At 40.8% G+C, this 24,824-nt stretch carries 26 protein-coding genes; 11 read left to right on the top strand and 15 right to left on the bottom strand.

Annotation, left to right across the window (positions count from 1 at the left end):
• Positions 1–37 precede the first annotated feature (37 nt).
• Positions 38–1,333 carry an acyl-CoA dehydrogenase family protein gene (locus tag ODQ17_RS10805; RefSeq protein ID WP_322903542.1) on the bottom strand — a complete coding sequence of 432 codons (1,296 nt, stop codon included), beginning with the start codon at positions 1,331–1,333 and terminating at the stop codon, positions 38–40.
• Positions 1,334–1,467: 134 nt separating this feature from the next.
• The gene (locus ODQ17_RS10800) at positions 1,468–2,286 is read right to left on the bottom strand and encodes a hypothetical protein (RefSeq protein WP_322004111.1); all 819 of its coding nucleotides are present in this window, start codon (positions 2,284–2,286) and stop codon (positions 1,468–1,470) included.
• Between the two features lie 643 nt (positions 2,287–2,929).
• Between ODQ17_RS10800 and ODQ17_RS10795 the strand changes: the two genes are divergently transcribed.
• From ODQ17_RS10795 to ODQ17_RS10775, 5 genes are all read left to right on the top strand, one after another.
• The gene (locus ODQ17_RS10795) at positions 2,930–4,375 is read left to right on the top strand and encodes a cytochrome ubiquinol oxidase subunit I (RefSeq protein ID WP_013198175.1); all 1,446 of its coding nucleotides are present in this window, start codon (positions 2,930–2,932) and stop codon (positions 4,373–4,375) included.
• On the top strand, positions 4,368–5,375 hold the full coding sequence (cydB, locus tag ODQ17_RS10790; RefSeq protein ID WP_060466432.1) for a cytochrome d ubiquinol oxidase subunit II: 1,008 nt from the start codon (positions 4,368–4,370) through the stop codon (positions 5,373–5,375). The genes ODQ17_RS10795 and cydB overlap by 8 nt, the downstream gene beginning before the upstream one ends.
• A 14-nt stretch (positions 5,376–5,389) precedes the next feature.
• On the top strand, positions 5,390–5,524 hold the full coding sequence (locus ODQ17_RS10785; protein ID WP_322903540.1) for a DUF2474 domain-containing protein: 135 nt from the start codon (positions 5,390–5,392) through the stop codon (positions 5,522–5,524).
• Between the two features lie 98 nt (positions 5,525–5,622).
• On the top strand, positions 5,623–7,041 hold the full coding sequence (locus tag ODQ17_RS10780) for an aminotransferase-like domain-containing protein (protein WP_107880161.1): 1,419 nt from the start codon (positions 5,623–5,625) through the stop codon (positions 7,039–7,041).
• A 100-nt stretch (positions 7,042–7,141) separates the two neighbouring features.
• A complete protein-coding gene (locus ODQ17_RS10775) occupies positions 7,142–8,074 on the top strand; it encodes a LysR family transcriptional regulator (RefSeq protein WP_005132240.1) in 933 nt (310 codons plus the stop codon).
• Between the two features lie 36 nt (positions 8,075–8,110).
• On the opposite strand, the gene madM is transcribed toward ODQ17_RS10775, so the two are convergent.
• From madM to mdcA, 9 genes are read right to left on the bottom strand one after another with little or no spacing between them, the layout of a single operon-like run.
• A complete protein-coding gene (gene madM, locus ODQ17_RS10770; RefSeq protein ID WP_005132241.1) occupies positions 8,111–8,875 on the bottom strand; it encodes a malonate transporter subunit MadM in 765 nt (254 codons plus the stop codon).
• Positions 8,868–9,284, bottom strand: coding sequence for a malonate transporter subunit MadL (gene madL, locus ODQ17_RS10765; protein ID WP_005132242.1), 417 nt, complete (start codon positions 9,282–9,284; stop codon positions 8,868–8,870). Before madL ends, madM begins: the two co-directional genes overlap by 8 nt.
• Positions 9,285–9,332: 48 nt before the next feature.
• Positions 9,333–10,271, bottom strand: a complete 939-nt coding sequence (mdcH, locus tag ODQ17_RS10760; protein ID WP_322903536.1) for a malonate decarboxylase subunit epsilon — start codon at positions 10,269–10,271, stop codon at positions 9,333–9,335.
• Positions 10,272–10,283: 12 nt separating this feature from the next.
• Positions 10,284–10,892 (bottom strand): malonate decarboxylase holo-ACP synthase, encoded by a 609-nt coding sequence (locus ODQ17_RS10755; protein WP_322903534.1) that lies wholly within the window; start codon positions 10,890–10,892, stop codon positions 10,284–10,286.
• Positions 10,883–11,710 carry a biotin-independent malonate decarboxylase subunit gamma gene (mdcE, locus tag ODQ17_RS10750; RefSeq protein ID WP_322903532.1) on the bottom strand — a complete coding sequence of 276 codons (828 nt, stop codon included), beginning with the start codon at positions 11,708–11,710 and terminating at the stop codon, positions 10,883–10,885. Before mdcE ends, ODQ17_RS10755 begins: the two co-directional genes overlap by 10 nt.
• Entirely contained in the window at positions 11,707–12,558 is an 852-nt protein-coding gene (locus tag ODQ17_RS10745) for a biotin-independent malonate decarboxylase subunit beta (RefSeq protein WP_322903530.1), read from the bottom strand. Before ODQ17_RS10745 ends, mdcE begins: the two co-directional genes overlap by 4 nt.
• Positions 12,551–12,850, bottom strand: a complete 300-nt coding sequence (locus ODQ17_RS10740) for a malonate decarboxylase subunit delta (protein ID WP_000448955.1) — start codon at positions 12,848–12,850, stop codon at positions 12,551–12,553. The genes ODQ17_RS10745 and ODQ17_RS10740 overlap by 8 nt, the downstream gene beginning before the upstream one ends.
• 2 nt (positions 12,851–12,852) lie before the next feature.
• Positions 12,853–13,737, bottom strand: coding sequence for a triphosphoribosyl-dephospho-CoA synthase (locus ODQ17_RS10735; protein ID WP_322903528.1), 885 nt, complete (start codon positions 13,735–13,737; stop codon positions 12,853–12,855).
• Positions 13,737–15,416 carry a malonate decarboxylase subunit alpha gene (mdcA, locus tag ODQ17_RS10730; protein WP_322903526.1) on the bottom strand — a complete coding sequence of 560 codons (1,680 nt, stop codon included), beginning with the start codon at positions 15,414–15,416 and terminating at the stop codon, positions 13,737–13,739. The genes ODQ17_RS10735 and mdcA overlap by 1 nt, the downstream gene beginning before the upstream one ends.
• 400 nt (positions 15,417–15,816) lie before the next feature.
• On the opposite strand from mdcA, the gene ODQ17_RS10725 reads away from it, so the two are divergent.
• From ODQ17_RS10725 to ODQ17_RS10715, 3 genes are all read left to right on the top strand, one after another.
• A complete protein-coding gene (locus tag ODQ17_RS10725; protein WP_322903522.1) occupies positions 15,817–17,004 on the top strand; it encodes an MFS transporter in 1,188 nt (395 codons plus the stop codon).
• A 160-nt stretch (positions 17,005–17,164) separates the two neighbouring features.
• Positions 17,165–17,995 (top strand): oxidoreductase, encoded by an 831-nt coding sequence (locus ODQ17_RS10720; RefSeq protein WP_322903520.1) that lies wholly within the window; start codon positions 17,165–17,167, stop codon positions 17,993–17,995.
• 39 nt (positions 17,996–18,034) lie between these two features.
• Complete coding sequence (locus ODQ17_RS10715) at positions 18,035–19,027, top strand: AraC family transcriptional regulator ligand-binding domain-containing protein (protein WP_322903518.1); 993 nt, start codon at positions 18,035–18,037, stop codon at positions 19,025–19,027.
• A gap of 3 nt (positions 19,028–19,030) precedes the next feature.
• Here the strand turns inward: ODQ17_RS10715 and ODQ17_RS10710 are convergent, their stop codons facing one another.
• Both ODQ17_RS10710 and ODQ17_RS10705 read right to left on the bottom strand, forming a co-directional pair.
• Positions 19,031–19,624 carry a GNAT family N-acetyltransferase gene (locus ODQ17_RS10710; protein WP_322903516.1) on the bottom strand — a complete coding sequence of 198 codons (594 nt, stop codon included), beginning with the start codon at positions 19,622–19,624 and terminating at the stop codon, positions 19,031–19,033.
• A gap of 42 nt (positions 19,625–19,666) precedes the next feature.
• A complete protein-coding gene (locus ODQ17_RS10705; RefSeq protein ID WP_322903514.1) occupies positions 19,667–20,302 on the bottom strand; it encodes an FMN-binding negative transcriptional regulator in 636 nt (211 codons plus the stop codon).
• 115 nt (positions 20,303–20,417) lie between these two features.
• Here ODQ17_RS10705 and pdxR point away from each other — a divergent pair, with 115 nt between their 5' ends.
• Positions 20,418–21,908 carry a MocR-like pyridoxine biosynthesis transcription factor PdxR gene (gene pdxR, locus ODQ17_RS10700; RefSeq protein ID WP_322903512.1) on the top strand — a complete coding sequence of 497 codons (1,491 nt, stop codon included), beginning with the start codon at positions 20,418–20,420 and terminating at the stop codon, positions 21,906–21,908.
• 7 nt (positions 21,909–21,915) lie between these two features.
• Here the strand turns inward: pdxR and ODQ17_RS10695 are convergent, their stop codons facing one another.
• Together ODQ17_RS10695 and ODQ17_RS10690 are read right to left on the bottom strand one after the other, a co-directional pair.
• Complete coding sequence (locus tag ODQ17_RS10695) at positions 21,916–22,605, bottom strand: LrgB family protein (protein WP_002157453.1); 690 nt, start codon at positions 22,603–22,605, stop codon at positions 21,916–21,918.
• A gap of 12 nt (positions 22,606–22,617) precedes the next feature.
• Positions 22,618–23,049, bottom strand: coding sequence for a CidA/LrgA family protein (locus ODQ17_RS10690; protein WP_005069824.1), 432 nt, complete (start codon positions 23,047–23,049; stop codon positions 22,618–22,620).
• Between the two features lie 110 nt (positions 23,050–23,159).
• Here ODQ17_RS10690 and ODQ17_RS10685 point away from each other — a divergent pair, with 110 nt between their 5' ends.
• A complete protein-coding gene (locus tag ODQ17_RS10685; protein ID WP_322903508.1) occupies positions 23,160–24,065 on the top strand; it encodes a LysR family transcriptional regulator in 906 nt (301 codons plus the stop codon).
• Positions 24,066–24,185: 120 nt separating this feature from the next.
• The gene (yfcF, locus tag ODQ17_RS10680; RefSeq protein WP_322903506.1) at positions 24,186–24,812 is read left to right on the top strand and encodes a glutathione transferase; all 627 of its coding nucleotides are present in this window, start codon (positions 24,186–24,188) and stop codon (positions 24,810–24,812) included.
• The last annotated feature ends 12 nt before the right edge of the window (positions 24,813–24,824 follow it).

Genomic DNA, 24,824 nt, shown 5'->3' with positions numbered 1-24,824 from the left:
GCCACTAAAATAGCAGCTTAATATCTAAAACTATAATTTATTGTTTAGCCACTTCACCAATACGCCATTGATAAGGAGGTAATGTTCCGTTTACACTAAAATCACCGATAATTCGATTTTTAAATACTCTCGGGTTATGTGAAGATAAAGTTCGTACATTACGCCAGTATCGATCTAGGCCTAAATCTTTGTCTGTTGCAGAAGCACCTAAAGCGTCAAATAAAATTGTAGAAGCATTTAAAATTAGATCGGTAATAACCGTTTGAGATTGTGCACTTTCAAGCTCGGCAAGTGCATTTTGCTCTTCTTCAAGCTGCTCATTATTTTGAAATGCAGCCAAATAAGCACGTTGTAAGCTTTGTGCGACTTTTTCAACAATGGCCCCTGCACTGTAAGCTGCACCACGAATTTGTCCCACTACTTGTAAAATTTGCGGATCCTGTTTTACAAATTGGGCATTCGCATGCGTATAGTTTCGGGTACGTTTAGCAACAGCTTGAGAAACATCATAGGTTGCAGCACGCCCTAGGCCTGTAATGATTGCCAGTTGAACCAGTTGATAGTAAGCCGCTGAATATTTAAAACGGTCATCATCAGGTAAAATTTCAGTTTCGTCGACCAATACATCATGGAAATATGCTGTACCGCTTGCGGTGAGTTGCTGACCAAAGCCATTCCAGTCATCAACAATTTCGACGCCTTCATCTTCACGGCGAACAACGACCGAGCCAGATTCACCCTTTAAATCTGTTACACCAACGTCAACCCAATCGGCATATAAACTTCCTGTGGTGTAATATTTTTTACCTTTAACGCGAATTTTTCCGTCACTGTCTCGATACAAATGAGTTTCGAACTGATCAATTGACTCCTTTCCACCTTCCGACCATGCACTACCCACCGTTTCGCCATTTGCAATTCGGCTAAGCCAACGCTGTTGAAACGCTTTGTCTTTACTTACCAACACATCTTCAGTGAAACCAAAGTGCACACGTAAAGCTTGCGGTAAGTTTGAGTCCGCTTCTGCAAGTTCAATGAGTAATGCAAATAATTCAGGAATGGTTGCATCAAAGCCCCCATGGGCTTTTGGAAGTCTTAGCCTTGTAAAACCAATATCTTTGAGCCACTGAAGTTGTTCATAAGGCAAAATATGCTGCTGCTCACGGATTAAAGCCCCTTCTTTAATACGGGCAAAAGTTGGTCTGAAATTTTTTGCCAATTCATCATAACGTTCTGAAGGTCCTTCACCCCACACGCGAGAAATAATTGGGGCCTGACTAAGTGCTGCATGTGTTAGTGAACCGAGATGATGCTCAAAATTTAAATTTGTCATGTAAGTAAAACCAATATTGCTTTGCTTTTACCATAAAATATTTATTTCACATGAAAACGATTATTTTTTTATAACTGTATTCATTCTTTATATAAGAACCCAAACACGAACATAAAAAGCTCATCTAACAAGCCCTAAGATAGCTCTTTTTGTCTAATGCTCTGCTGGCTTTGTAGAAGTGTTTGTATATATTCTGAATAGACAGATAACTTTTCAAAAATATGCTCTGAATAAAACATATCATCAATTAAATGTGTCATTTGACCAGCAGTAAAGGTGTCGCATAAACCGACCAATGCTGCGTTCATTTGAGCAAACTTCGCGCATAATTTGACATAAGTTTCATCTTTATTTTTGAATAATAATTTCCGCATTTCTAAGCCATTGAGGTTTTTTAAGTCATCATCTTTTGTGGTTTTAATCCAATAAATTTTGATCTTTAAAAATTGCTCCAGTGCTTTTAAATGCTCGATATCTACGTCTAAACTCGTAATTAAAAAAACGGTAGAGAGATCACTTCGGCACAGTGCCTTGATTAGGCTTAAATAAATAAACTCAACTTCATTAAGCTCTGCAAGTTCCAAATCTATATAAATTTTTAGACTTTCTAAAACGTCATCTACTTTAAAGAGTACTTTCTTCTCAGCTTGGTAATATTTATTAAGAATAGAAAGCACAGGCGCAGTTGCAGGCGTTGTATAAATAGCTGCCTTGTTTAAGTTAGCAAAAATAAATGGTGAAAATAGATAAGCCACACTACTTTGCTGTGCCTCAATATGAGATTGAATTAAATATACTGTTTCAGATTTAGAAAAGTCTCTGAGTACTTTCGCTCTTAATAAAGTAGCTTCAAAATTAACGTAGGTTTGCTCTAATTGAGCCAATATAGATACAGGAATAGGCTGATTTTTAATAATTTTATGCAGGACATTGAGTTGAGAAGTAATAAACATTTTTTAACATCCAAGCTATTTTAGAAGAGCTACACTTAAATCAGGTCTTTAATAACCTACGTAACAACCAGACCTCACGCAAAACAACAAAGGAATAAAAGAGAAGAAACTATTCTGCGCTTATTACCCAAAGTCGCATTCACTTTGTTTTGGAAAGTGATTTTGGCCATTCGTAAATCTTGTTCATTTATTTTGGACTTTTGAGGAATGGATACATAGCTACAGATATTTGAAAAAAAACTATAGCACACCTCATGAGTGCTTCAGACTGTTATAGTTTTATAAAAAATTTCTGTATCTACATATACAAAAATAGTAAGTGCATGATTAAGGAAACTTCTTAAGGTAGGTAGTTTTCATGAGACGATCTATTGCATATCGCCAGATATTTCATCAATGTTTCAATGCAACATGCATTTTTACAAATGCAACATCAAGCATAAACTTTGTTAACAGATTGAGAACAATCAATCAGTCTATTCTCTTGAAATATCAAGCAATTATATTGCTTAACCCTGTTGGCATTTTACTTGCTAAGAACATTTATCACAGAAGCAAGTTTAATCGTCAGAATACTTTGTTGCCTGAAAATAAGTATTTAACTCATTTAACCATCATCAGCTAGTTCACAGGGGGAAAGTTTATGAGCCTCGGTCTAACCGCTCTAGAATTAGCGCGAATACAATTTGCTTTTACAGTATCCTTCCATATTATTTTTCCGGCCACTTCCATCGGTCTTGCCTGCTTTTTAGCAGTGTTAGAGTGGAAATGGTTAAGAACCCAAAACCCGATTTATAAAGATCTATTTAAGTACTGGATTAAGATCTTTGCCGTTGCCTTTGGTATGGGTGTGGTCTCGGGCGTAGTCATGAGTTACCAGTTCGGTACGAACTGGAGTGAATTTTCACGCGTTGCAGGAAGTATTACTGGTCCTTTACTTACCTATGAAGTCTTGAGTGCCTTCTTCTTAGAAGCAGGTTTCTTAGGCATTATGTTATTTGGTTGGGGACGTGTTGGTCCTCGAGCCCATTTCTTCGCAACACTTATGGTGGCCATCGGAACATGTATTTCCATGTTCTGGATCTTATCTTCGAATAGCTGGATGCAGACCCCTCAAGGCTTTGCCATCGAAAATGGCATTATTGTGCCAAAGGACTGGTTTGCAATTGTCTTTAACCCATCCTTCCCTTACCGCTTTGCCCACATGGGTGCAGCCGCCTTCTTAGTTTCATCATTATTGGTCGTCGGAACATCTGCATGGCATTTAGTAAAAGGCCGTCGTGATGAATTGGTGAAAAAATCGTTCTCGATGGGTCTTTGGATGGTGCTTGTGACTTCATGTTTACAAGTAGTCATTGGTGATAACCATGGTTTAAACACCCGTGAACATCAACCAGCCAAACTTGCCGCAATGGAAGGTCACTGGGAAACCAACCACAATGAACCTATGCCGTTATTGCTATTTGCAATTCCAGATATGAAAGAAGAACGTAACCACTTCGAAGTGGGTGTTCCTTATTTGGGTAGCTTAATTTTAACGCATAGCTTAGATGGCCAAGTGACAGGTTTAAAAGATTTCGCACCTGAAGATCGTCCAAATTCAACGATTGTTTTCTGGAGCTTCCGTGTGATGGTGGGTCTTGGTGTACTCATGGTCACTTTGTCACTCATTGCACTTTGGTTACGTAAGCGTGGAAAACTCTATGAAACTTCATGGTTCCATAAATTTGCCTTGGTGATGGGACCATCTGGTTATGTCGCTATGCTTGCAGGTTGGGTAACTACTGAGGTTGGCCGTCAGCCGTGGGTTGTATACGGCATTATGCGAACTAAAGATGGACTTTCACATACGGTTTCCGCAGATCAGGTCGGACTGAGCCTGTTTATTTTTGTGGTGGTCTATACCATCGTATTTGGTAGCGGTATTTACTACACCTTAAAACTAATTAACAAAGGTCCATCATTCATTGATTCACCAAATGTTGAAACTGGTGGCGTAGGACACTTTAAAACACCAATGCGTCCACTTAGTGCAGTCGATGAAAATATTGACAGCAAACAAAACTCTGGGGAGAACCGTCATGATTGATCTTTCTTTAATATGGGTCGGTATTATCGGTTTAGGTGTCATGATTTATGTGGTCATGGATGGCTTCGACTTAGGAATTGGGATTATGTTCCCGTTCATTAAGAACAGCCAAGAACGTGACGTGATGATGAATACCGTGGCCCCTGTCTGGGATGGTAATGAAACGTGGATGGTGCTCGGCGGCGCTGGTCTATATGCTGCATTCCCACTGGTCTATTCAACAGTTTTATCAGCACTATATTTACCGATCATTTTCATGGTGATTGCCCTGATTTTCCGTGGCGTGGCGTTTGAATTCCGCTTTAAAGCTCATCGCACCAAACACCTTTGGGACTTGGCTTTTATTTGGGGTTCAGTTTTAACCAGCTTCCTCCAAGGGATTATTTTAGGTGCCTATATCCAAGGGATTAAAACCGAAAATGGTATTTATGCTGGTGGTCCATTTGACTGGTTATCTCCATTTACGATCTTTACAGGTATTGGTGTAGTTGCGATGTATGCAACTTTGGGATGTGGATGGCTGATCTTAAAAACCGAAAAAGGTTTGCAGCAACGTATGTATGAGCTTATGCCAAAACTGATTATTGCACTGCTCATTATTTTTGGTGGCGTGAGTTTATATACGCCGTTGACGCATCCTGAAATTGCAGATCGCTGGTTCTCTTTACCAAACCTCTTCTATTTTAGCCCAGTACCGATTTTGGTCTTATTATTTGTTGGTCTGATTTTATCAGCATGTAAAAAGCAAGATCACGACCTCAAACCATTTGCATATACATTGGCCCTCGTTTTCCTTGCATTTACTGGTTTTGTAATTAGTTTATGGCCTTATATTATTCCACCATCAGTCACCATCTGGCAGGCTGCAGCACCTCATTCAAGCCAAATGTTTGCTCTGGTCGGTGCGCTTATTTTGATTCCAATCATTATTGCTTACACCATTGTGTCTTACTGGGTATTTAGAGACAAAGTCCGTGTAGGTGATGAAGGCTATCATTAAGTATGGAGGGTTTTATGAAAAAGTCATCCGTTAAACTCAATCAAACCCAATGGTTTATTCTGCTATGGCTCGGTGGTTTTTTAGCCTTAGCTGTGATTACGGGTTTGTTTAAAGTCATCTTGATTTATGCAGCCCCTTACTTAAAGTAATTCCAACCTTCTAAACAAATGCCGTTTGTAGATTCTGCAAACGGCATTTATTATTGATTAAGTGCATCTTTCATTTTGTTATTTCGTGCAGCTCATACATGTATAAATCAGAACAACTCGCTCATAGCATTCGCCAACTCATTGAAAGTGGCACTTTAAGTGCGCATGAAAAATTACCTTCATTAAGAGATCAGGTACAACGCTCTGGCTTTAGTTTAATGACCGTAATGAATGCTTATCAGGAGCTTGAATCACAAGGTCTGATCTATTCAAAAGAAAAGTCTGGATACTTTGTTGCTGAACAAATTGCACTAAAGCCACTCGAGCAATATTCAGTTGTTTCGCTCAATTCTAAAATTGAAATTAACTCATTAGTTTTTAAATATCTTAAGTCAATTCAACATGAATCTGTCGTACCTTTTGGTTCAGCTTTTCCGGACAGTCAGCTTTTAACAGCTCCCAAACTCATTCAAATTATGGGACAGCTTGCGCGGCAAAGACAAAGTTATGACCAGACCACAAGCTTACCGCCAGGCAATTTAGCCTTAAGAAAACTGATTGCTCAGCGCTACTGTATGCAGGGCATACAGACTGACCCAGATGACATTGTCATTACATCTGGAGGCTTGGATGCACTTAACCTTTCTCTACAAGCCGTTGCTCAACCCGGCGATTATATTTTATTACAGCAAACCGTGTTTTATGGCGCTTGGCAGGCAGCAGAACGTTTAGGGCTTAAAGTGATTACCATTCCTGAACATCCTCAGCATGGTTTTGACCTAGAAGCTTTTGAACAAGTCATTCAAACATATCCAATCAAGGTGTGTTGGCTGATGTTGAATGCCCATAACCCGATTGGTTTTACAGTCAGTGATGACATAAAATATAAAATTGCCAAACTACTTCATGAGCATCAAATTTATTTGATTGAAGATGATGTCTATGAAGAGCTTTTTTATGGCGGCCAAAAACCACTTTCAATGAAGTATTTTGACCAACAAAATCTGGTACTTCACTGCTCGTCTTTTTCTAAAACATTAGGTGCAGGTTTTCGGGTCGGTTGGGTTTATGCGGGTAAATTTTCAGACCATATTCAACACTTGCAGCTTATGAGTACCATTTCAGTAAATGCACTTATTCAAAATGCATTGGTTGAGTTTTTATCTCATCATCATTATGAAAAGCACTTGCGTACACTTAGACTTTCACTTGAGCGTTATAAAAAGCAGTTTTATCACTATTTAAAGCAGCATTTACCGAGCTCTTGCGAAGTGTATTACTACCCAAGTGGCTATTTTCTATGGGTCAAACTTCCTAGTACGCTAGACAGTATGCAAGTTTATGAAGAGTTGATTCAGCAAGACATTGGCGTTGCACCAAGCCCTCTGTTTAGTGTTTTACCTGCACAGCAGCATTATTTGAGAATTAACTGTTCTTTTGAATGGAACACTAAAATTCAAAATGCATTAGATCAGGTTATCAAAACCATTCAACAAAGAGTTGAAGCAAGTCTCTAAAGAAATGCTTCGACCTAAGCACAATTTTATAGACTTTATTTTGTGGTAACTTTATAGCTCAAATCTATAGTTTTTAGGGAAACAGGTTCAAGGGATTAATATGGAAATTGATGAAGAACTCACCCTTAAAAAAATACAGATTTTTTTGGCTTTCATGCGCTGTGGAAATTTGTCTAAAACAGCCACAGAAATGCAGTTGAGTAATGTCAGTGTTCATAAAGCCTTACACTCTTTAGAAAGCGCTTTACGTTGCCCTCTTTTTAAAAATGAAGGCCGTAACCTCATTCCTTTAAAAAGTGCTTATGTCTTTGAAGAACGGGCACAAAAAATCGTACAAGACATTTTTATTACCGTAAATAAAACCAGAGAAGCAGCAGGTTTTGCAGCCAAGGTTTTACATCTAGGTTCTCTTTATTCTTTGACGGTAAACACCATTCCAAATGTGATTAGCGGCCTTAAACTCAGACGCAGTGAGCTTGATATTCAACTGTTGCTGAGTTCAAATCAGGACTTGGTGAAAAAGCTTAAAGCAACCGAGCTTGATGCCATTATCGTGGCTTTAAATGAAACCACTCAAGATGATGACTTTGAAATTTTGCCGATGTTTTCAGATGACATTTTTTTGGCCGTCAATAAAGATTCAAAATATGCCGATTTTAAAGATATTGATTTAAGCCTTTTAAAAGAAGAAACTTTTTTAACTTTAACTAAGGGTTTTGCAACTCATAACGACAGCGACATTATTTTTAAAAAAGCAGGTTTTTCACCAAAAGTTGCTTTACAGGTCAATGATATTTTTACCTTAATTAGTATGGTCAGCTCAGGTGTCGGTTTTGCTCTACTACCCGGCCGTATTTCTGCAGTTTATGAAAGTTCAGTAAAACTTATTCCACTAAAACAGCAATATCACATGCAACAAGAAATCGGTCTCGTCTTTTTAAAAAGTAAGGAACGAGACCCAAACTTACTTGCTCTGATTGCTGAATGTCGAATGTTTGCCTCTAATTTCAAAAATAAAAAAGACCGTTGTTAATAGCAACGGCCTTTTTGACTGAATATTAAATATTTATTAACCGACTAAAGCTTTAACAGCAAAGAACAAAACAGTCGGCCCCATTAAGCAACCAAGACCTGTATGGAACGTTGCTGTAAGCGCACCGTAAGGAACCAAACGGCGATCTGTCGCTGCTAAACCAGCCGACACACCACTCACAGTTCCTGCCAAGCCACCAAAAATCATGGCAGAACGTGGATTGTCTAATCCCATAAATTTTGCGGTAAGTGGTGTTGAAACCATTACACAAATTGCTTTCACCAGCCCCGTTGCAATTGAAAGCGCCATGACCTCAGAACTCGCACCAATGGCAGCACCTGTAACTGGCCCCACAATGTAGGTCACTGCACCTGCGCCAATTGTGGTAATGCTTACCGCATCACGATAACCAAAAATCCATGCAAACATACAACCGACAATAAATGGCAAAATGGTTCCGAGGAATAAAGAGAAAGCGCCAATAAATCCGGCTTTTTTCGCCTCAGTCGCTTGTACCTCAAATGCAGTTGCGACAATGGTAAAATCACGAAGCATTGCACCGCCCATGAGTCCGACACCGGTAAAAAGTGCAAGATCGGTAATCCCTTTTTCACCACCTGTCATTTTTCCGCCAAACCATGCCAAGATTAAACCAATCACAATCGCAATTGCTGAAGCATGCACTCGTCCCTTGGTTAAATATTTAGATAGCTTGGTCGACAACCACATAATTAAAGCAATTAAGGCGAAAGCTGTAATTAAACCTAAATGGGTTAAGTCCTTTAATAATAATTCAACCATGAACTTTGCCTCCAATGCGGTTTAATGTGGTGTCTTCTTCCTTCGGTAAAGGGCTTGCCTTGTTGTAGCGGCTTAAGCCTGCAATGGTCAGTGTGCAAACAATAACCGAAACTACTGCCGCAAAAAGTGCCATATGTCCACTAGATAATGCTGTAACCACATTTTGTTGTGCTGCCATGGCAACAACAACAGGAATATACATGGTGCCCCAGAATGAAACGCCTTTTTCGGTTTCAACTGTCATAACACCACGTTTTTCCATCCATAACCGTATACAAATGAGTAAAATCATGGCGATACCCACGCCACCAACATTGGACTTTACACCCAATAAAACGCCCAACAGATCGCCAACAATAACACCTACCAAGGTGCAAAGTGCGAGTAAACCAACTCCATATATAATCATGACAATCCCTCATATCCTTGGATCATTTATGCTTTTGTAAAATCTGACTCAAAAAGAAAAACAATTTGCCTGTTCTTTTTGCATTGCCATCTGAATAGTGTCTATGCGTGTCCCTTGAAATGCCAACACGGTTCCTTCTTTAAATGTTCGGCGTGCAAGTGTAGTAAGTACCGTTCCCGGTAAAGCTTCGATCTGCAATCTCACACCTCGCTCCCATGCAGCTTGGATGGTACTTTCCCAATCTACAGTTCGACTCATATTAAAAGCCAAGTCATCACCAATCTGTTCTGGCCTGCTAAGCGTACGAGCCGTTGTACCACTTAAATAACGTATTTTAGGCTGCTTTAAAGTCACTCCCTCCATAGACGCTGCAAGTTGCGTTGCTTGCTGACTTAATAATTCACAGTGCGATGGCACCGATACATCTAATTTTTTTGCCACCACGCCTTGTTGCTTTGCCAAAACAGCAACTTGGTTCATGGCCTCAAAACTTCCTGAAATAACGATCTGGTTATGTGCATTAATATTTGCGACAAACACCTCTGGCGCTATTTCATAAATCTGTTTGACCCATGTTTCAACAGCTGAACGGTCTGTACCAATCAGAGCAGTCATACCATAGCCCGTTGGATAGGCGTTTTGCATGAGTTCACCTCGATAGGCAACCAAACGAACGGCATCCTCAAAGGCTAAAACTTCTGCTACAACCGCAGCAGACCATGCACCAATTGATAGACCAGCCACATAATCAGGTGTTAAGTTTTCCTCAGTTAATAGTGCAGAACTCACCACACCTGAAATCAGTAAACAAAGCTGTACTGCACGTGTCGATTGCAATGTAGCCGAACTATCTAGCATCAAGACATCTTCTTTGAGTGCATCCGATGCACGCTCAAGGTATTCTTTAACCAGAGCTGTTTGAGGTAAGTCGTGCAACATATTGCTTCGTTGCACACCTTGTCCCGGATATACCCAAATTGAAGCCATGATATCTATTCCCTAATTCCATGGGTTTTCTACTAAAACAGCACCATCAGGACGTTTCAATAGAACTTTTTCACTGTTCCCAGCCCATTCTTTTAACGCCAACCCACCTTGTGAAAGTTGTAGCTGTATATCCACATTCAGCCCTGCTTGCTGAAAATTTTCGAGTAGTTCAATTGCCTGCTTTTTAGCAAAAGGTTGTTCAGCTCGAATCAACAAATCTATGTCACTTTGCTCGGTTACTGTTTTAATGCCCGTTGCCAGTTCAAACCCAAAACTTCCTGTATATCCCCAACATCCTGAAAAATTTTTCATAATGCTGGAAATACTCTGTAAACGTTCTGCCAAGTGCTCAAACTGTTGCGTATCTACATGAATCAGCGCTTCTGGCTTAAGCTGTCTGCTAATCTCTGATCGTGGCATTTGAGCTGCATATCGTTGATGACGAAATTGCCCTCTTACTCCCACAGCCACCTGATCTACAGGAGTAATTGACCGTCGAACTACAACAGGATCGCCTCGTTGCAATATCTCTTTCACCCAAATCGGAGCATCATCAGCCAAGCAATCGACCGTCATACCCCACAATAAATCATGGGCTTCGAGCTTAAGTTTCATGACCATTGCTCGCGCAATAATTCACGGACCTTTTTAGACATTTGACGGTTTTTGCCGTGAAGCCTTTGTTCCAATCCTCTCGATTGATCAGCATTAATTTCTTTAAATGCTTGAGCAACCACCTGTTTCGCTAACAAAAGATCATCGGTTGTCGGTTGTTCAGGGTTTTCAACAGATAACAGTTCAGATAACAAACCTAGAGTTGCATAACTTTCAATGTCATAAGCCATTGGCGGAATGCTTGATGCCAATTGCTCTAACTCATCAACCGATCGCAAGGTAACGCGTGCAGCAGATTCCTTACCCATCGCATGCACCATAACACCTGGATCTTTTAAGGCAATAATACGATTGGCTTGGTATCCATGCGCCAAGAAAGCTCCCGACATCGACTTACCAACCAATAAACTCACAATAGGATGGCCTGCCAATCTGGCTCTGGCATAGCTATCTACTGCACCCGCTAAAGCTTGATGAATACCTAATAATTCTTCACGGCGCCCATAGGCCTGACTCGGGACATCAACCAAACATAAAATGCCGCGTTTATTTTCAGTCTGAGCATCGGCTTGAATCACGTCATCAACTGCTTTTGCTAAATTCCAGCCTTCCAGCAGTCCAACCTCACCTTGTCTCGCGCGTGGGAACAGATTATTGCTGTCTTGGACAACTGCAATCACACGTACTACTTGCTGATCAATCTGACCATCAGCTACCCAAACCGAAGCTGGAAAACCATCAACTGTCTTAAAGCCTTGCGTCAGTGCTTTAAACCAATGTGCACCACGAGTAGATGCTTTTAATGTATCAACGGCGATATTCATGCTTGCTCTCCTTGATACAAAGCTTGAACTTGTGCTGGGGTAATCTGCTCAGCAGTATCGACTTGTTGTAGCTTCGCTAAATAGAATGAGTAATGTGAACTACGATGCTGCTGAGGCACGCCTTGAGTTAAATAATCGATGACTTGCTGACGAATTTTTTGGCGATCATCGTCAACAAAAGCATCTGCCAAACCACTAGCGAAACGCTGATTACCACCAGTAATACTCCATATAAATGGACGATCTTTGGCGTTATATTCTTGAACACCAGCTTCTTGTTCAATCACTTGCGGGCCATTTAAGCCTAAACGTCCTTCTTGTGTCATTACAATATAGCTACATAGACCACCTGCAATTGACATACCGCCAAAGCACCCTACACTGCCTGCGACCACTGCAATCACGGGTTGATACTGACGTAAGTTAACAATTGCAGCCTGAATCTCGGCAATTGCAGCCAACCCCAGATTTGCTTCTTGTAAGCGAACGCCGCCCGTTTCCAACAGTAAAATTGCCGCTGTTGGAATACCTTTTAGATTGTCTTCAACTGCAAGTTCTAAGGCACCCGCAATTTTGGCACCGCCCACCTCACCTAAACTTCCGCCTTGAAATAAACCTTCAATAGAAATTAGAACCACTGGGCGTTCTTGAATAGATCCTTTTGCAATCACTACACCATCATCTGCTTGCGGCACAATATTTTGCTGAGCCAACCAAGGCGACATAACACGTGCAAATGGGTCGAGCAACTCTCGAAAAGTCCCTTCATCTAATAGCGCTTTGGCACGCTCTCTTGCGCTGAGTTCAATAAAATCTTGTTTATTTAACAAACTCTGAATATCAGTCATGAGCAATCTCCTCCAATGCTTGTTCTAGACGTAAGCGAACGACACCGGGAGTTGCACCAAAGTCATGAATATCAATATTGACCGCTGGCGGTATTTGCGCAGTAAAAATCCGTTCAAAAAGATTGTGCCAACGTGCTGCACTGCCATCTACCGAAGTCACCACGTGAATAGAAGCTTTTCCTGTTTCACCAGGTTCCATCAAAATTTCTAAATCACCCGAGCCAACACATCCTACTAGTGCTTTTTTTACAGGTGGCTCTGTGGCCACAAATTCAAAATGAAGTGTTTCCATAATCAAAATCCCTTTTTATTTTTCACAGATGACTGCTCAGCACGATCTATAAACAAGGTTGCTGCCAACAAATCTGCGGCACCACCAGCAGAAGCCTTCATCCTAAGCAGATCAATCTCTAAAAGATGTAAAGCACGTCGACCTTCCAAGCTTGAGCTGCCGCCCAAATCCAGTACTTGCTGAGCACCTTGTTGCATACGCTTTAAGCCATTTGTTCCAGATCGATAAAGCACGCAGGTATCGGTCAGGTCAGTCATCATCGCAAGTAAGGCATCTAAACGAGCGAACTCTTCTTTCATTGGTTTACTACGACTTTGGTAAAGCTGCTTTAAACCAAAATTCACAATAGTTGGAAAACCTTGTTGAGCCTGTTCTTTGGCACCTAAGATGCCTAATTTCTTTTGTACTTGCTGACCATGACTCAAGGCCTGCTTTGGAATAAAACGATCTTCAAGCTGAGCAATCTGACCTGCTAACTGGCATAGTTCAACAGCCGATAAATATTGTTGATTGGTGCGTGCCAATGCTGCTGCCGTAACCATTAAACCTAAGGCCCAAATTGCACCGCGGTGTGTGTTAACACCATCTGTTGCCAACATCATGGTCTTTTCACCTTGGCGGCCAATTTCACCAATGTCTTCGCGCAAGGCTAAACAAACCTCACCATGATGCTTTGCAGCTTGGGTCATTGCCTCAAACATGGGCCCTAAACTTTTTGCAGAGCGCTCCATTAACTCCAAATTCAGGTCATCATGCGCACCACTGCCACGGCGATCTACCAAAGCTGGTTTGGGCGTCAGATTAACTTCATCAATCAAAGCCTCGACCGCCATATCTGCTAAAAGCTGACTATCGCTAAGTGCTTGATATTGAAATTGTGCCATCATTACCAACTCCTGAATTTTGCAGGTGGTTGATATAAACCATCGGACCATGTCACCAAGTCGGCAATATTTTTCGCGGCTAAAAGCTCACGTGTTGCATCGGTGCGGCGAATACCTAAATCTTCAGGGAATACCACCAAGCCTTCGCTTCTTAAACGTGCTGTTGTTTTAGGGTCCTGAGTTAAACCAATACTGGTCACGCCTGCCACAGCAGCAATCATGGCTTGACGCTCTTCTTGGCTGCTTGCTTTATATAGATAAGCAATGCCTTCTTCGGTGAGTAAATGGGTCACATCATCGCCATAAATCATGATCGGTGCTAAAGGTAGGCCTGCTGTTTTAGCCACATCAATGGCATCAAGACGCTCCACAAAAGTCGGCTTGCCACCCTCTTGGAAGGTTTCCACCATTTGCACAACTAACTTTTTACCACGTGCCAAATAGGTTTCTGTTTCATTAGCGCCTTGCAAACGCATATCTAGCCATGCTGGCGTATCGTGGCGACGTCCGCGTGGATCATGCCCCATGTTTGGTGCACCACCGAAACCAGCCAAACGACCTTTGGTAACGGTTGAAGAATGTCCCATACCATCAACTTGCAAAGTTGCGCCAATAAATAGATCAACGGCGTACTGACCGGCGAGCTGACACATCATGCGGTTGGAACGTAAAGCGCCATCACGACCTGTAAAGAACACATCAGGACGAGCTGCAACATATTTTTCCATACCAAGTTCGGTACCAAAACAATGCACACTTTCAACCCAACCTGTTTCAATCGCTGGAATTAAGGTTGGATGCGGATTTAGTGTCCAATTTCGGCAAATTTTTCCTTTTAAACCTAAAGATTCACCATAGGTCGGTAAAATCAATTCAATTGCCGCAGTGTTAAAACCAATACCATGGTTTAACGATTGCACATTATGCTTTTCATAAATTCCGCGAATTGCCATCATCGCCATGAGCACATGCACAGGTTTGATGTGTTTCGGGTCGCGAGTAAATAACGGTTCGATATAAAATGGCTGGTCTGCGACCACCACATAATCGACCCAAGAAGCAGGAATATCGACACGTGGTAACTCTGTTACGTCATCGACCAGTTCATTGACCTGAACAATCACAATACCATCACTAAAAGCGGCAGGTTCAATAAGTGCTGGAGAATCTTCGGTACTTGGGCCTGTATAGATATTGCCTTGACGGTCTGCCATAAAGCCCGCAGAAAGCACCACATTTGGAATAAGGTCGACCACCAAACGTGAATACAACTCGATATAGGTATGAATCGCACCAATCTCTAGCAGCCCATCTTCAATTAATTGACTAATACGTAAACTTTGCGGGCCAGCAAAAGAAAAATCGAGCTTACGTGCAATGCCTTTTTCAAACAGATCAAGATGTTCCGAACGCCCAACGCTTGGCATAATCATATGTAAATCATGCAAAACATCTGGATTAGTTTGTGCCAAAGAACGTGAAAGGAAATCTGCCTGCTTTTGGTTATTCCCTTCGAGTACAACTCTGTCACCTGGTGTAATTAAAGTTTCTAAAACTTTAATAATGTCTTGAGTTGGAATCACCACACCATCGGTATATTGGTTTGCCATCTCTAGTTTTAATTGTTTGGCATGACGCCGCTTTGTCCATAAACGTTCTTTATTCTGAACTGATCCTTCCATGTGCTTACCTATATAGATCGCAGTTTTGTTCTGTATCTATAAAAACGCTTTATGGAATTTTGATCAATCAACCTACATCAGTGGTTATTAACCTCAGGTTAATGATTTATTTTAAGGTGGCTGAAAAAGAATTTGAGAGAATAGACATATTAAATGTCTTAAATAAATAGACTTATTTAGAAAAATTGGGGCTTCAATTGTTTTGTATCAAACTATCAGATGATAGAATATTAAGTCTGATTATTCAGCTGCAATTACTTGATAAAAAATAGTTTATGCCAAAGAAATATTGTTATAACTAAGAACACCTCAACATTTTCAAGCTGAGCTGTTGATACTTTCTTCTTATATAAAAACTCAGCACCCAAACTCATCGATTAACACATATAAAAAGGCTCTCATGCTTCAAAATACGATGCATCGCCAAGTTCTTATTTTGGCGAGTTCTCAGTCACTTTACCAAACCGTATCGATCATGGTCATGACGATTGGTGGTTTGGCTGGGGCAAATATTTCAAATACACCGATACTAGCAACTTTACCCATCGCATCTATGTTTTTGGGTACAGCCTTAATGATGTTCCCTGCATCAATGTTGATGGCACATGTAGGACGGCGTAAGGGTTTTCTTTTCGGCGCTTTTCTAGGTGTAATTGGCGGTATTATTGCCGCCATTGGTATCTTTTATAGTTCACTTACTCTCTTAGCCTTAGGCACGTTATGTGTCGGAGCCTACCAATCCTTTGCTCAGTTTTATCGTTTTGCTGCCAGTGAAGTAGCAGATGATGCATTCCGTTCACGTGCCATTTCTTGGGTTATGGCAGGTGGAGTTGTTGCAGCACTGATTGGCCCGACTTTGGCGCGCTTTGGTGGACCTTTATTCCAGCATTTGGAATATATCGGTTCATTTTTAATTATTAGCATCATTTCACTTGTCGCAATGGGCATTTTATCTAGCCTACATATTGCCAATACAGTTGAGCAAAAGTCTGACTTTTCTGCTGGTCGCCCATGGCAACAGATTGTCTTTCAGCCTACCTATTTAGTTGCTTTGTTTGGTGCCGTCACAGGTTATGGCATTATGATTTTAGGTATGACTGCAACACCCATAGCCATGCGACATTCACATCATGAACTTGGAACGATTACAACCGTCATTCAGCTTCATGTGCTTGGTATGTTCCTACCTTCATTCTTTACTGGACATTTAATCGCCCGATTTGGTGTGCTTAAAATCATGTTTGCCGGTCTTATATTATTTGCTTGCTATATTGGTTTTTCCCTCTCGGGTATTCAGTTCGCATCGTTTGCAATCTCACTCATTTTATTAGGTGTGGGATGGAACTTTTTATTTATTGGCAGCACTTCTTTACTTACCGGAACATATACAGCGGCTGAAAAAGCCAAGGCTCAAGCCATTAACGACATGACTGTTTTTGTTGCCGGCTTAATTTGTTCTTTTAGCGCAGGTGCTTTACTCGATTTATTTGGCTGGGAAGCAATGAATATTGCTTTAGTACCGTGGCTAGTAATTGCAGCATGCTCATTACTATGGTTAAGCAAAAGACGGCAAGAAACTTTAATTTAATTTTGTGTATCTGCTCTTATTTCGAGGAAATAATATTTTAAAAATTTGGCGCACTTTGATTAAACATTGTCGCCATTCGATTTGGATAAATACTGTTCAAATTTCTATGATGCCTCTATCGAAAAGCAAGTTCCTTAAAACTTTAGTTGAGAGACAGAATATGAACACAGTTAAAGAAAAAATCGTTCTCATCACAGGCGCATCATCTGGTATGGGAAAAGCATTTACCAAAGCATTACTCAAAGAAGGTGCAACTGTTTATGCCGTTGCCCGTCGTGTTGATGCTATGCAAGAACTAAAAACACTCGGTGCTCATACATTAAAAATGGATATTACCAATCAGGACGATATCGACCAAGTTGTGAAAACTATTGAAAAAGAAACCCATGGTGTTGATATTTTAGTTAACTGCGCAGGCTTCGGCATGTATGGCGCCATGGAAGATACTTCCCTTGCCGATGCACGCTATCAATTTGAAGTGAATCTGTTTGGTATGGCCTATTTAACTCAAAAAATTCTTCCAAGTATGCGTAAAAAAATGCAGGGTCGAATTATCAATATTTCATCAATGGGTGGGAAAATCTATACACCACTTGGTAGTTGGTATCATGCGAGCAAACATGCAGTTGAAGGTTGGTCTGACTGTCTACGTTTAGAGTTAAAATCATTTAACATTGATGTTGTTGTCATTGAACCCGGTGCTATCGCAACTGAATTTGCAGATGTGATGGTCAAGCCTATGCTTGAGCGTTCAGGGCAAAGTGCCTACAGCCACATGGCGACGGCAGTTGCTAATGCAACACATACCTCTGTTGAAAAAGGTGCACTTTCAGACGTGCAAGTGGTCGTTGATATGCTCATGAAAGCTGTTCATGCATCGTCACCTAAAACACGTTATGTGGGTGGAAAATATGCCAAACTGATGATATTTGTACGTAAATGGTTTGGCGACCGTGTGTTTGATCGTATGGTGATGTCAGTTATTAAATAAATTAAGTGACCAACACAAGCTTAATGTTGAGATGCTCAAATGAAATATGCTTCAAATTTTGCCTTAAATACCAACTGGAAGTTATTACTGAATGACCTAGGCATAAATGTTGAAGATGCATTACGTTTGGCATCTCTACCGCTTGATTTATTCAACCGTAAAGATGCAAGCCTTACGCCTGTTCAATATTTCAATTTTTGGCACGCAATTGAACAACTTGCTGGAATAAATGACTTACCTTTAAAAATTGGTCAAATGATTACAGTTGAACTGTTTGATCCAGCGATTTTTGCGTGTATTTGTAGTCCAAACTTTAATATTGCGATACAGCGTCTATCTGAATTTAAAAGACTCGTTGGGCCAATGCAGTTACAAGTAGCAATTGATAACGACACAACAATGCTAGAACTCAAATTTTATAATGTATCTACGCCAACGCCGCAAAGTCTTGCCATGTCAGAACTGGTCTTTTTTGCTCAATTAGCAAGAATATGTACAAGACATCAGGTTATACCTTTGAAAGTTACGCTGCCCGATTTGCCTAGTCATCTGGCAGAATACAAAACATTTTTTGGCGTACTTCCACAAAAAAGTGAACACATTTCAATTGTCTTTTCACGCCAAGATGTTGAACGTCCTTTTTTAACAGCCAACCCGACCATGTGGTCTTTTTTCGAGCCAAACTTGCAACGTAGTCTTATACAGCTTGATGAAGATGCAACAGTTAGCGAAAAAGTTAAAGCAATTCTTTTAGAAAACCTACCTGCTGGACTGTGTACGATAGAAGATGTTGCTCAACGACTCGCGATGAGCAAACGTACGCTACAACGGCTACTTTTAGAAGAGCAAACTAATTTTAAAACGCTTTTGGATGCCACACGTCAATCTCTTGCCCAACATTATTTAGAAAAATCATCAATGAGCACGGGTGAAATTTCATTTCTATTGGGCTTTCAAGAGCACAATTCTTTTAGCAGAGCATTTAAAAACTGGACAGGTAATACTCCGCAAGAATATAGACTTATGCATTAATTCCTAACGCGGCTTGTTCAACATCCATTCCAAGTTTTGGCGAACCGCAGGCCACTCATGTTTCAAAATGCTATAAACGTGAGTGTCCCGCAAAATATCATCTTTCACAATTTGATGACTTCTCAGCACACCATCAAGCTTTGCACCTAAACGTACAATTGCAGTTTGACTTTGAACATTTAAAGAAGATGTACGTAACTCAACCGCAATACAGTTCAATGACTCAAATGCGTGGGCCAGCAATAGCTTTTTACACTCAGTATTTACAGGTGAGCGCTGTGCAGACTTGCGGTACCACGTCGAACCAATTTCTACACGGCGATGTGCTTCTTCAATATTCATTAAAGTTGTCATACCTAACGCCTGACCTGTTTTTCGGTCTTCAATATAAAAAGGCAACATAGAACCAGATTTTTGCAAACCGAGACGTCTTTCAATTTCAGCAGCCATTTGTTCAGGTCTTGGCACACGGGTATACCAAAGATTATAGAGTTCCCCATCGCAAACAGCCTCTTTGAGCGCTTCAGCTTGAGTTACATTTAGTGGTTTTAAAATAACGTGCTCACCTACCAACTCAACAGGTGTAGTAAAAGACATCTTTGTCTCCTCAATTGATATTAAAGTTGTATATTTTCGAAATTATTTATTTAACTCAGCCACACTATACATAGCGTCCGCTATGGTTTGATGACCAAATTTCGATAGGCCATCTGCCGCGCCCAAAATGTCTCGACGTTCTTTGTTTTGCCCAAGTTTTGATTTTCCTCGCAACTTGGTAATTTCAATCTCAATACCTACAATCGCATTTAACATCGGTTCAAGATAGTCCTTTGGTGCATCGGACATTTTCCATGGTTCAGGTTGAGATGTTTCATGGGTACGAGTTAAACGAGCCACAACACCACGGACGTAACGTTCATCATCTCGAATGGTTACTTTGCCATAAGCATGCACAACCCTATAGTTCCATGTCGGTACTTGTCTGTGCTGTTCATGTTTGGATGGGTACCAGTTTGGTGAAATATAAGCATCGCCTGCTTGAAACACGACCAACACCTCATCTCCATTTTTAATGTCCTGCCAGACAGGATTAACTCTAGACACATGCGCACGTAGTACACCCAATTCCCCTTCACCTGCCTGTAATTCGAATGGAAGATGATTTGCATCTAAGCCATTACTTCCATGCGTAAAAAGCACACCAAACGGATATTCGGTAATAAGAGAATGCAATACATCCAAACGGTTTTCTGCATAATCATCGGGGATATACATGGCTCAAAACCTCACTGTAAATATCAGGATTATTTATATTTTGTGTTGTAAATTTTCTGGTTTCTGTGGTTTATTAAAAAGAACCACTTTGTATTTTTTTAAGTAGACCAGAATTATGGCAAGAATGGCAAAAGTTGTTGAACTTCCGTCTATTGCAAAGATTAATAAAAGCCAAGGAAAGATAAGTGCTCAACTAACCCAAGCTTTGCGTGAAGCTGTACAAAGTGGTGATTTACAACCGGGAGATCCGTTGCCTTCTTCACGTGAACTGGCTCAAACACTTGGAGTCGCTCGCGGAACGATTATCGAAGCTTACGATCAGCTTTTAGCCGAAGGTGTGTTTGACTCTCAAGCACGAACGGGCACCTATGTGTCTCATGCTTTAGCTAAAAAAACTACACCGCAATATTCTCAAAAAGAGACCACACCTAACTCAATCCCTTTGACGAAGTCGGCACGTTCTTATGCCCAAGTGCTTAAGGAGTTTAAACCACTTCCTCATGCCCCTTTTGCAGTGTCTGTTCCCATTGCTCGCACCCAACCGAGTGATATTTGGCGTAAGTTTGGTAATAAATTTAGATCACGAGGTGCAGGTGTTCCTTCGGGTTATGGCGAGCCTCAAGGCGTGCTATCACTAAGAGTTGCTATAGCAGACTATGTACGCCGATCACGCTCTGTCCACTGCGAACCTGAACAAATTGTGATTACTCCTGGCATTCAGCAATCACTTTATATTTGCAGCCAGATTTTATTTGAAGCAAAAGATGAAGTTTGGATTGAAGATCCAGCTTATCGGGGTACCACAGCCATTTTTGAACATGCTGTACACAACATTCGGATGGTGCGTGTTCCTGTCGATGAAGAAGGTATTCAGGTTGAAACCGGAATTAAGCTTTCTAAACATGCACGTGCTGCTTTTGTGACTCCATCTCACCAATATCCACTTGGCATGCCGATGAGTCTAGCAAGACGTACGGCTTTATTGGCTTGGGCAAAACAGCAAAATGCATGGATCATTGAAGATGACTACGACAGCGAACTCCGTTATAACGGACAACCCTTCCCATCTTTACAAGGTATGGCGCCCGACCAAGTCATTTATCTTGGGACTTTCAGTAAAGTTTTATTTCCTTCCCTTAGACTTGGCTATGCCGTGTTGCCTAAAGAACTGGTAGCTCCTTTTTGTGGACTAAGGGTCTTAATTGATCGACACCCACCAGCTGCCGACCAGCATGTTTTGGCTGCTTTTATTCAAGAGGGCTATTTAGAGCGGCATATTCGACGGACTCGAAATGTCTATGCAGAAGTTCGAGAATACATTATTGGCTTGATTGAACAATACATCCCTCAAGAACTGGCTTGGTTACAGCCGGGCGATCAAGGCATGCATATGGTGTTATGGCTGGCTCATCATATTAATGATATTGACGTTGCAAGCTCGGCAGTCGATGCAGGCATTGCGATTAAAGCAATTTCACCGACATTTTCAAAAGAACAACAACGTCCGGGGTTAATTGTTGGCTTAGGCGATTTTGAACCCGAACTGATGAGACAAGCCATCAAAAAACTATCAAAGATTATTCAACAACATGACAAGCCGACTTAGACAAAGCCTACAACAGCAACCATAGATGAATCGCAAATGGCCCAATCAGCACCATTAAAATACCTGCAATAACCATGGTTAAACTGGCAATTACACCTTCTTCACTATTACGTTGCTGTGCTCTAACTGTACCAAAACCGTGGGCTGCATTGCCGAAGGCTGCCCCATTTGCCACATTAGAACGGATTTTAGTAATCGCTAAAATCGCATCGCCGCAAATCATACCGACCAAACCAGTAATAACGGTAAATAGTGAAACCAATGCTGCCGAACCGTGAATATCTTCAGCTAAAATCATGGCAAATGGTGTTGAAATAGAACGTGCCATCAAACTATTGGTCACTTCAGGGCTAAAGTGGAACCACTGCGCCATCTCATAGGCAGACATCACACCTACACTCATCCCCACAATAATCGCAATTGAAAGGACCCCAAGGTTTTTACGAATCGTTTCCCGATAACGATAAATCGGTACAGCAAACGCAACCGTTGCAGGCCCTAACAAATTAACAATCCACTGCGTATCTTCTGCATAAGTTTGATATGAAATTCCAAAAATCGTCATCAAAATGATGGTGAGTACCGGCACACTAATCGCGGGTGATAACCAAAGTTTTGGATTTTTCTGATAGATCCGCTTTGCCACAACATAGGCTGCCAAAGTCCAGATCAGACAAAGAATTGACCAAATATTCATGTCGTTTGCTCTTTAGATATGCTTATGTTGAAGACGTTTTCGAGCCTGTAAATAAGCTTTCAAACGATTGTAATAGTGAATCGTCAGGCAAGTACTGAGCATGACTGAAATGGTCCCAACCGCAATGCTCAAGACAATTTGCCAGCCTTCGGTCATAAACAAAGTTTTATACTGAACTACGGCGACTACAACGGGCACGAAAAATAGTAACAGTTCACCTAAAACAACGGTTGCTCCCATTGCCACCTGATCCATTTTGATAATTTTAAAGAACAGGCATAAAAGCAATAAAAACATACCTAAAATGCCTGCTGAGACAGGTACGCCAAGCTTTTGATGTAAGAGATATCCGACCCACCAAAATCCAGCCAAAATCAAAATTTGTTTAACTAAAACTAAAAGTGAAGGTTGTGTGGGTGTGCCAGAAGCAGATTCAGTACTCATTTTGCGAAATTAGATGGTTAACTACACCATTATGCTATCCTGGTTAAAGTTGCTAAATATGAATTATTCATGTTAATTTTATTCCAAAATGGAATAATTTATTCTTTATTATGCTTTCACTAAAATCACTACAGTGCTTCGTTACATTGGTAAAAACTAAAAGTTTTACCCGTACTGCTGAAGAGTTGTATCTGACTCAACCCACTATTAGTAAAATATTACAGCAGCTTGAAGAGCAACTTCAGGTACAGCTTTTGGTTAAACCTGATCATGGACGAAAAAGACAAATTGAACTAACTGAAATTGGAGAGCGCATTTATCAACATGCAATCGAGCTTCTTCAGGCAGAACAAAACATCTTTCTTGAAATTGAAAACTATCAACAATTAAAAACAGGAACTTTAAAACTTGGCGTTCCGCCTTTAGGCTCGCAGCTCTTAACGACTGCCCTATTTGATTATCATCAGCAATTACCAGATATTGAATTAGCTTTTATGGAAGTGGGCTCACGTGGTATTGAGCAAGCTTTGCTTAACAATGAACTAGACGTTGGCGTTTTATTGCAGCCTTTTGATACGCAAATCTTTAATAGCATTGAGCTATGTAACTACCCTTTAATGGTTCTTTTACGTCGGGATGCGAGTTGGGCAACCCGCAAAAAAATAAATCTAGAAGAGCTACAACACCAATCATTTTTAATGTTTCCTGAAAATTTCTCTTTAAACAGTATTATTCTCGATGCCTGTAAGCAGCATGGTTTTTATCCAACCATTGCTTGTCGTACCAGCCAATGGCACCTCTTGGCAGACATGGTGCTACAGCGAATGGGGATTGCTCTCTTGCCACAATATTATACCGACATGCTTGACTCTAGTTTATTTGCAGCGGTACCGCTTGAAAAACCAAATATTCAGTGGCACTTAGTCATGGCTTGGAAAAAGAATCTTCCTGTCTCACCAGCTGTACAGGCGTGGCTTAGTATTGTTCGTCAGCATTTTCAGCACATTAAGCCCTAACGTTGAACACTGAAATGGCTTAATTCAAAAACCGATAAAGCTTTTCCACAAAAAAGCTACCCAATCTTGGATCAGCTCACTTAGACTAGATCCGATTGTTTTATGACATGGACAATAATAATGAATAATGAACATTTTAAGCTGTACACAGATTCACAATTTCTAAGCCCCTACGCGTTTACAATTTTTGTAGGGCTACATGAAAAACAAATTCCATTTGAAATAGCGACCATCAACTTAGGCCAGCAAGGCCAGTTTGAAAAATCTTATGTAGCAAAGTCATTAACTGCCAAAGTGCCTGTACTTGAGCATAATGATTTTGCCTTATCAGAATCTTCTGCCATTTTGGAATATCTTGAAGAGCTTTATCCAAACACAGCTATTTATCCAAAAGATATTCAAGCACGCGCAAGAGCAAGACAAATTCAGGCATGGCTCCGATCGGACTTAGTAGCCCTAAGAACTGAACGTCCAACCGATGTTATTTTTATTCAGCCCAAGTCCACTCCACTTTCAGAAGAAGGCAAAAAAGCTGCGGAGAAACTTTTCTTTGTTGCAGAAAAACTTCTTGCGTCTGATGCCGAATTTCTTTTTGGTTCATGGAGCATTGTGGATGCTGAACTTGCCCTGATGCTGCAACGCCTTATTCAAAATGGTGATGCTGTACCAGAACGTTTAAAAAACTATGCATTACAGCAATGGCAACGTCCGACCGTACAAAAATGGCTTGCCTTGCGACATAAATAAATCCTTATATTT

The organism is Acinetobacter sp. IRS14 (assembly GCF_034650275.1).
Taxonomy (GTDB): domain Bacteria; phylum Pseudomonadota; class Gammaproteobacteria; order Pseudomonadales; family Moraxellaceae; genus Acinetobacter; species Acinetobacter oleivorans.
This window is presented reverse-complemented; position numbering and strand designations above follow the sequence as displayed.

What these genes read in the sequence shown, in the direction of transcription:
- ODQ17_RS10805 (WP_322903542.1), bottom strand. Translation starts at nt 1,333, where the DNA reads ATGACAAATTTAAATTTTGAGCATCATCTCGGTTCACTAACACATGCA.
- ODQ17_RS10800 (WP_322004111.1), bottom strand. Translation starts at nt 2,286, where the DNA reads ATGTTTATTACTTCTCAACTCAATGTCCTGCATAAAATTATTAAAAAT.
- ODQ17_RS10795 (WP_013198175.1), top strand. Translation starts at nt 2,930, where the DNA reads ATGAGCCTCGGTCTAACCGCTCTAGAATTAGCGCGAATACAATTTGCT.
- cydB (WP_060466432.1), top strand. Translation starts at nt 4,368, where the DNA reads ATGATTGATCTTTCTTTAATATGGGTCGGTATTATCGGTTTAGGTGTC.
- ODQ17_RS10785 (WP_322903540.1), top strand. Translation starts at nt 5,390, where the DNA reads ATGAAAAAGTCATCCGTTAAACTCAATCAAACCCAATGGTTTATTCTG.
- ODQ17_RS10780 (WP_107880161.1), top strand. Translation starts at nt 5,623, where the DNA reads ATGTATAAATCAGAACAACTCGCTCATAGCATTCGCCAACTCATTGAA.
- ODQ17_RS10775 (WP_005132240.1), top strand. Translation starts at nt 7,142, where the DNA reads ATGGAAATTGATGAAGAACTCACCCTTAAAAAAATACAGATTTTTTTG.
- madM (WP_005132241.1), bottom strand. Translation starts at nt 8,875, where the DNA reads ATGGTTGAATTATTATTAAAGGACTTAACCCATTTAGGTTTAATTACA.
- madL (WP_005132242.1), bottom strand. Translation starts at nt 9,284, where the DNA reads ATGATTATATATGGAGTTGGTTTACTCGCACTTTGCACCTTGGTAGGT.
- mdcH (WP_322903536.1), bottom strand. Translation starts at nt 10,271, where the DNA reads ATGGCTTCAATTTGGGTATATCCGGGACAAGGTGTGCAACGAAGCAAT.
- ODQ17_RS10755 (WP_322903534.1), bottom strand. Translation starts at nt 10,892, where the DNA reads ATGGTCATGAAACTTAAGCTCGAAGCCCATGATTTATTGTGGGGTATG.
- mdcE (WP_322903532.1), bottom strand. Translation starts at nt 11,710, where the DNA reads ATGAATATCGCCGTTGATACATTAAAAGCATCTACTCGTGGTGCACAT.
- ODQ17_RS10745 (WP_322903530.1), bottom strand. Translation starts at nt 12,558, where the DNA reads ATGACTGATATTCAGAGTTTGTTAAATAAACAAGATTTTATTGAACTC.
- ODQ17_RS10740 (WP_000448955.1), bottom strand. Translation starts at nt 12,850, where the DNA reads ATGGAAACACTTCATTTTGAATTTGTGGCCACAGAGCCACCTGTAAAA.
- ODQ17_RS10735 (WP_322903528.1), bottom strand. Translation starts at nt 13,737, where the DNA reads ATGATGGCACAATTTCAATATCAAGCACTTAGCGATAGTCAGCTTTTA.
- mdcA (WP_322903526.1), bottom strand. Translation starts at nt 15,416, where the DNA reads ATGGAAGGATCAGTTCAGAATAAAGAACGTTTATGGACAAAGCGGCGT.
- ODQ17_RS10725 (WP_322903522.1), top strand. Translation starts at nt 15,817, where the DNA reads ATGCTTCAAAATACGATGCATCGCCAAGTTCTTATTTTGGCGAGTTCT.
- ODQ17_RS10720 (WP_322903520.1), top strand. Translation starts at nt 17,165, where the DNA reads ATGAACACAGTTAAAGAAAAAATCGTTCTCATCACAGGCGCATCATCT.
- ODQ17_RS10715 (WP_322903518.1), top strand. Translation starts at nt 18,035, where the DNA reads ATGAAATATGCTTCAAATTTTGCCTTAAATACCAACTGGAAGTTATTA.
- ODQ17_RS10710 (WP_322903516.1), bottom strand. Translation starts at nt 19,624, where the DNA reads ATGTCTTTTACTACACCTGTTGAGTTGGTAGGTGAGCACGTTATTTTA.
- ODQ17_RS10705 (WP_322903514.1), bottom strand. Translation starts at nt 20,302, where the DNA reads ATGTATATCCCCGATGATTATGCAGAAAACCGTTTGGATGTATTGCAT.
- pdxR (WP_322903512.1), top strand. Translation starts at nt 20,418, where the DNA reads ATGGCAAGAATGGCAAAAGTTGTTGAACTTCCGTCTATTGCAAAGATT.
- ODQ17_RS10695 (WP_002157453.1), bottom strand. Translation starts at nt 22,605, where the DNA reads ATGAATATTTGGTCAATTCTTTGTCTGATCTGGACTTTGGCAGCCTAT.
- ODQ17_RS10690 (WP_005069824.1), bottom strand. Translation starts at nt 23,049, where the DNA reads ATGAGTACTGAATCTGCTTCTGGCACACCCACACAACCTTCACTTTTA.
- ODQ17_RS10685 (WP_322903508.1), top strand. Translation starts at nt 23,160, where the DNA reads ATGCTTTCACTAAAATCACTACAGTGCTTCGTTACATTGGTAAAAACT.
- yfcF (WP_322903506.1), top strand. Translation starts at nt 24,186, where the DNA reads ATGAATAATGAACATTTTAAGCTGTACACAGATTCACAATTTCTAAGC.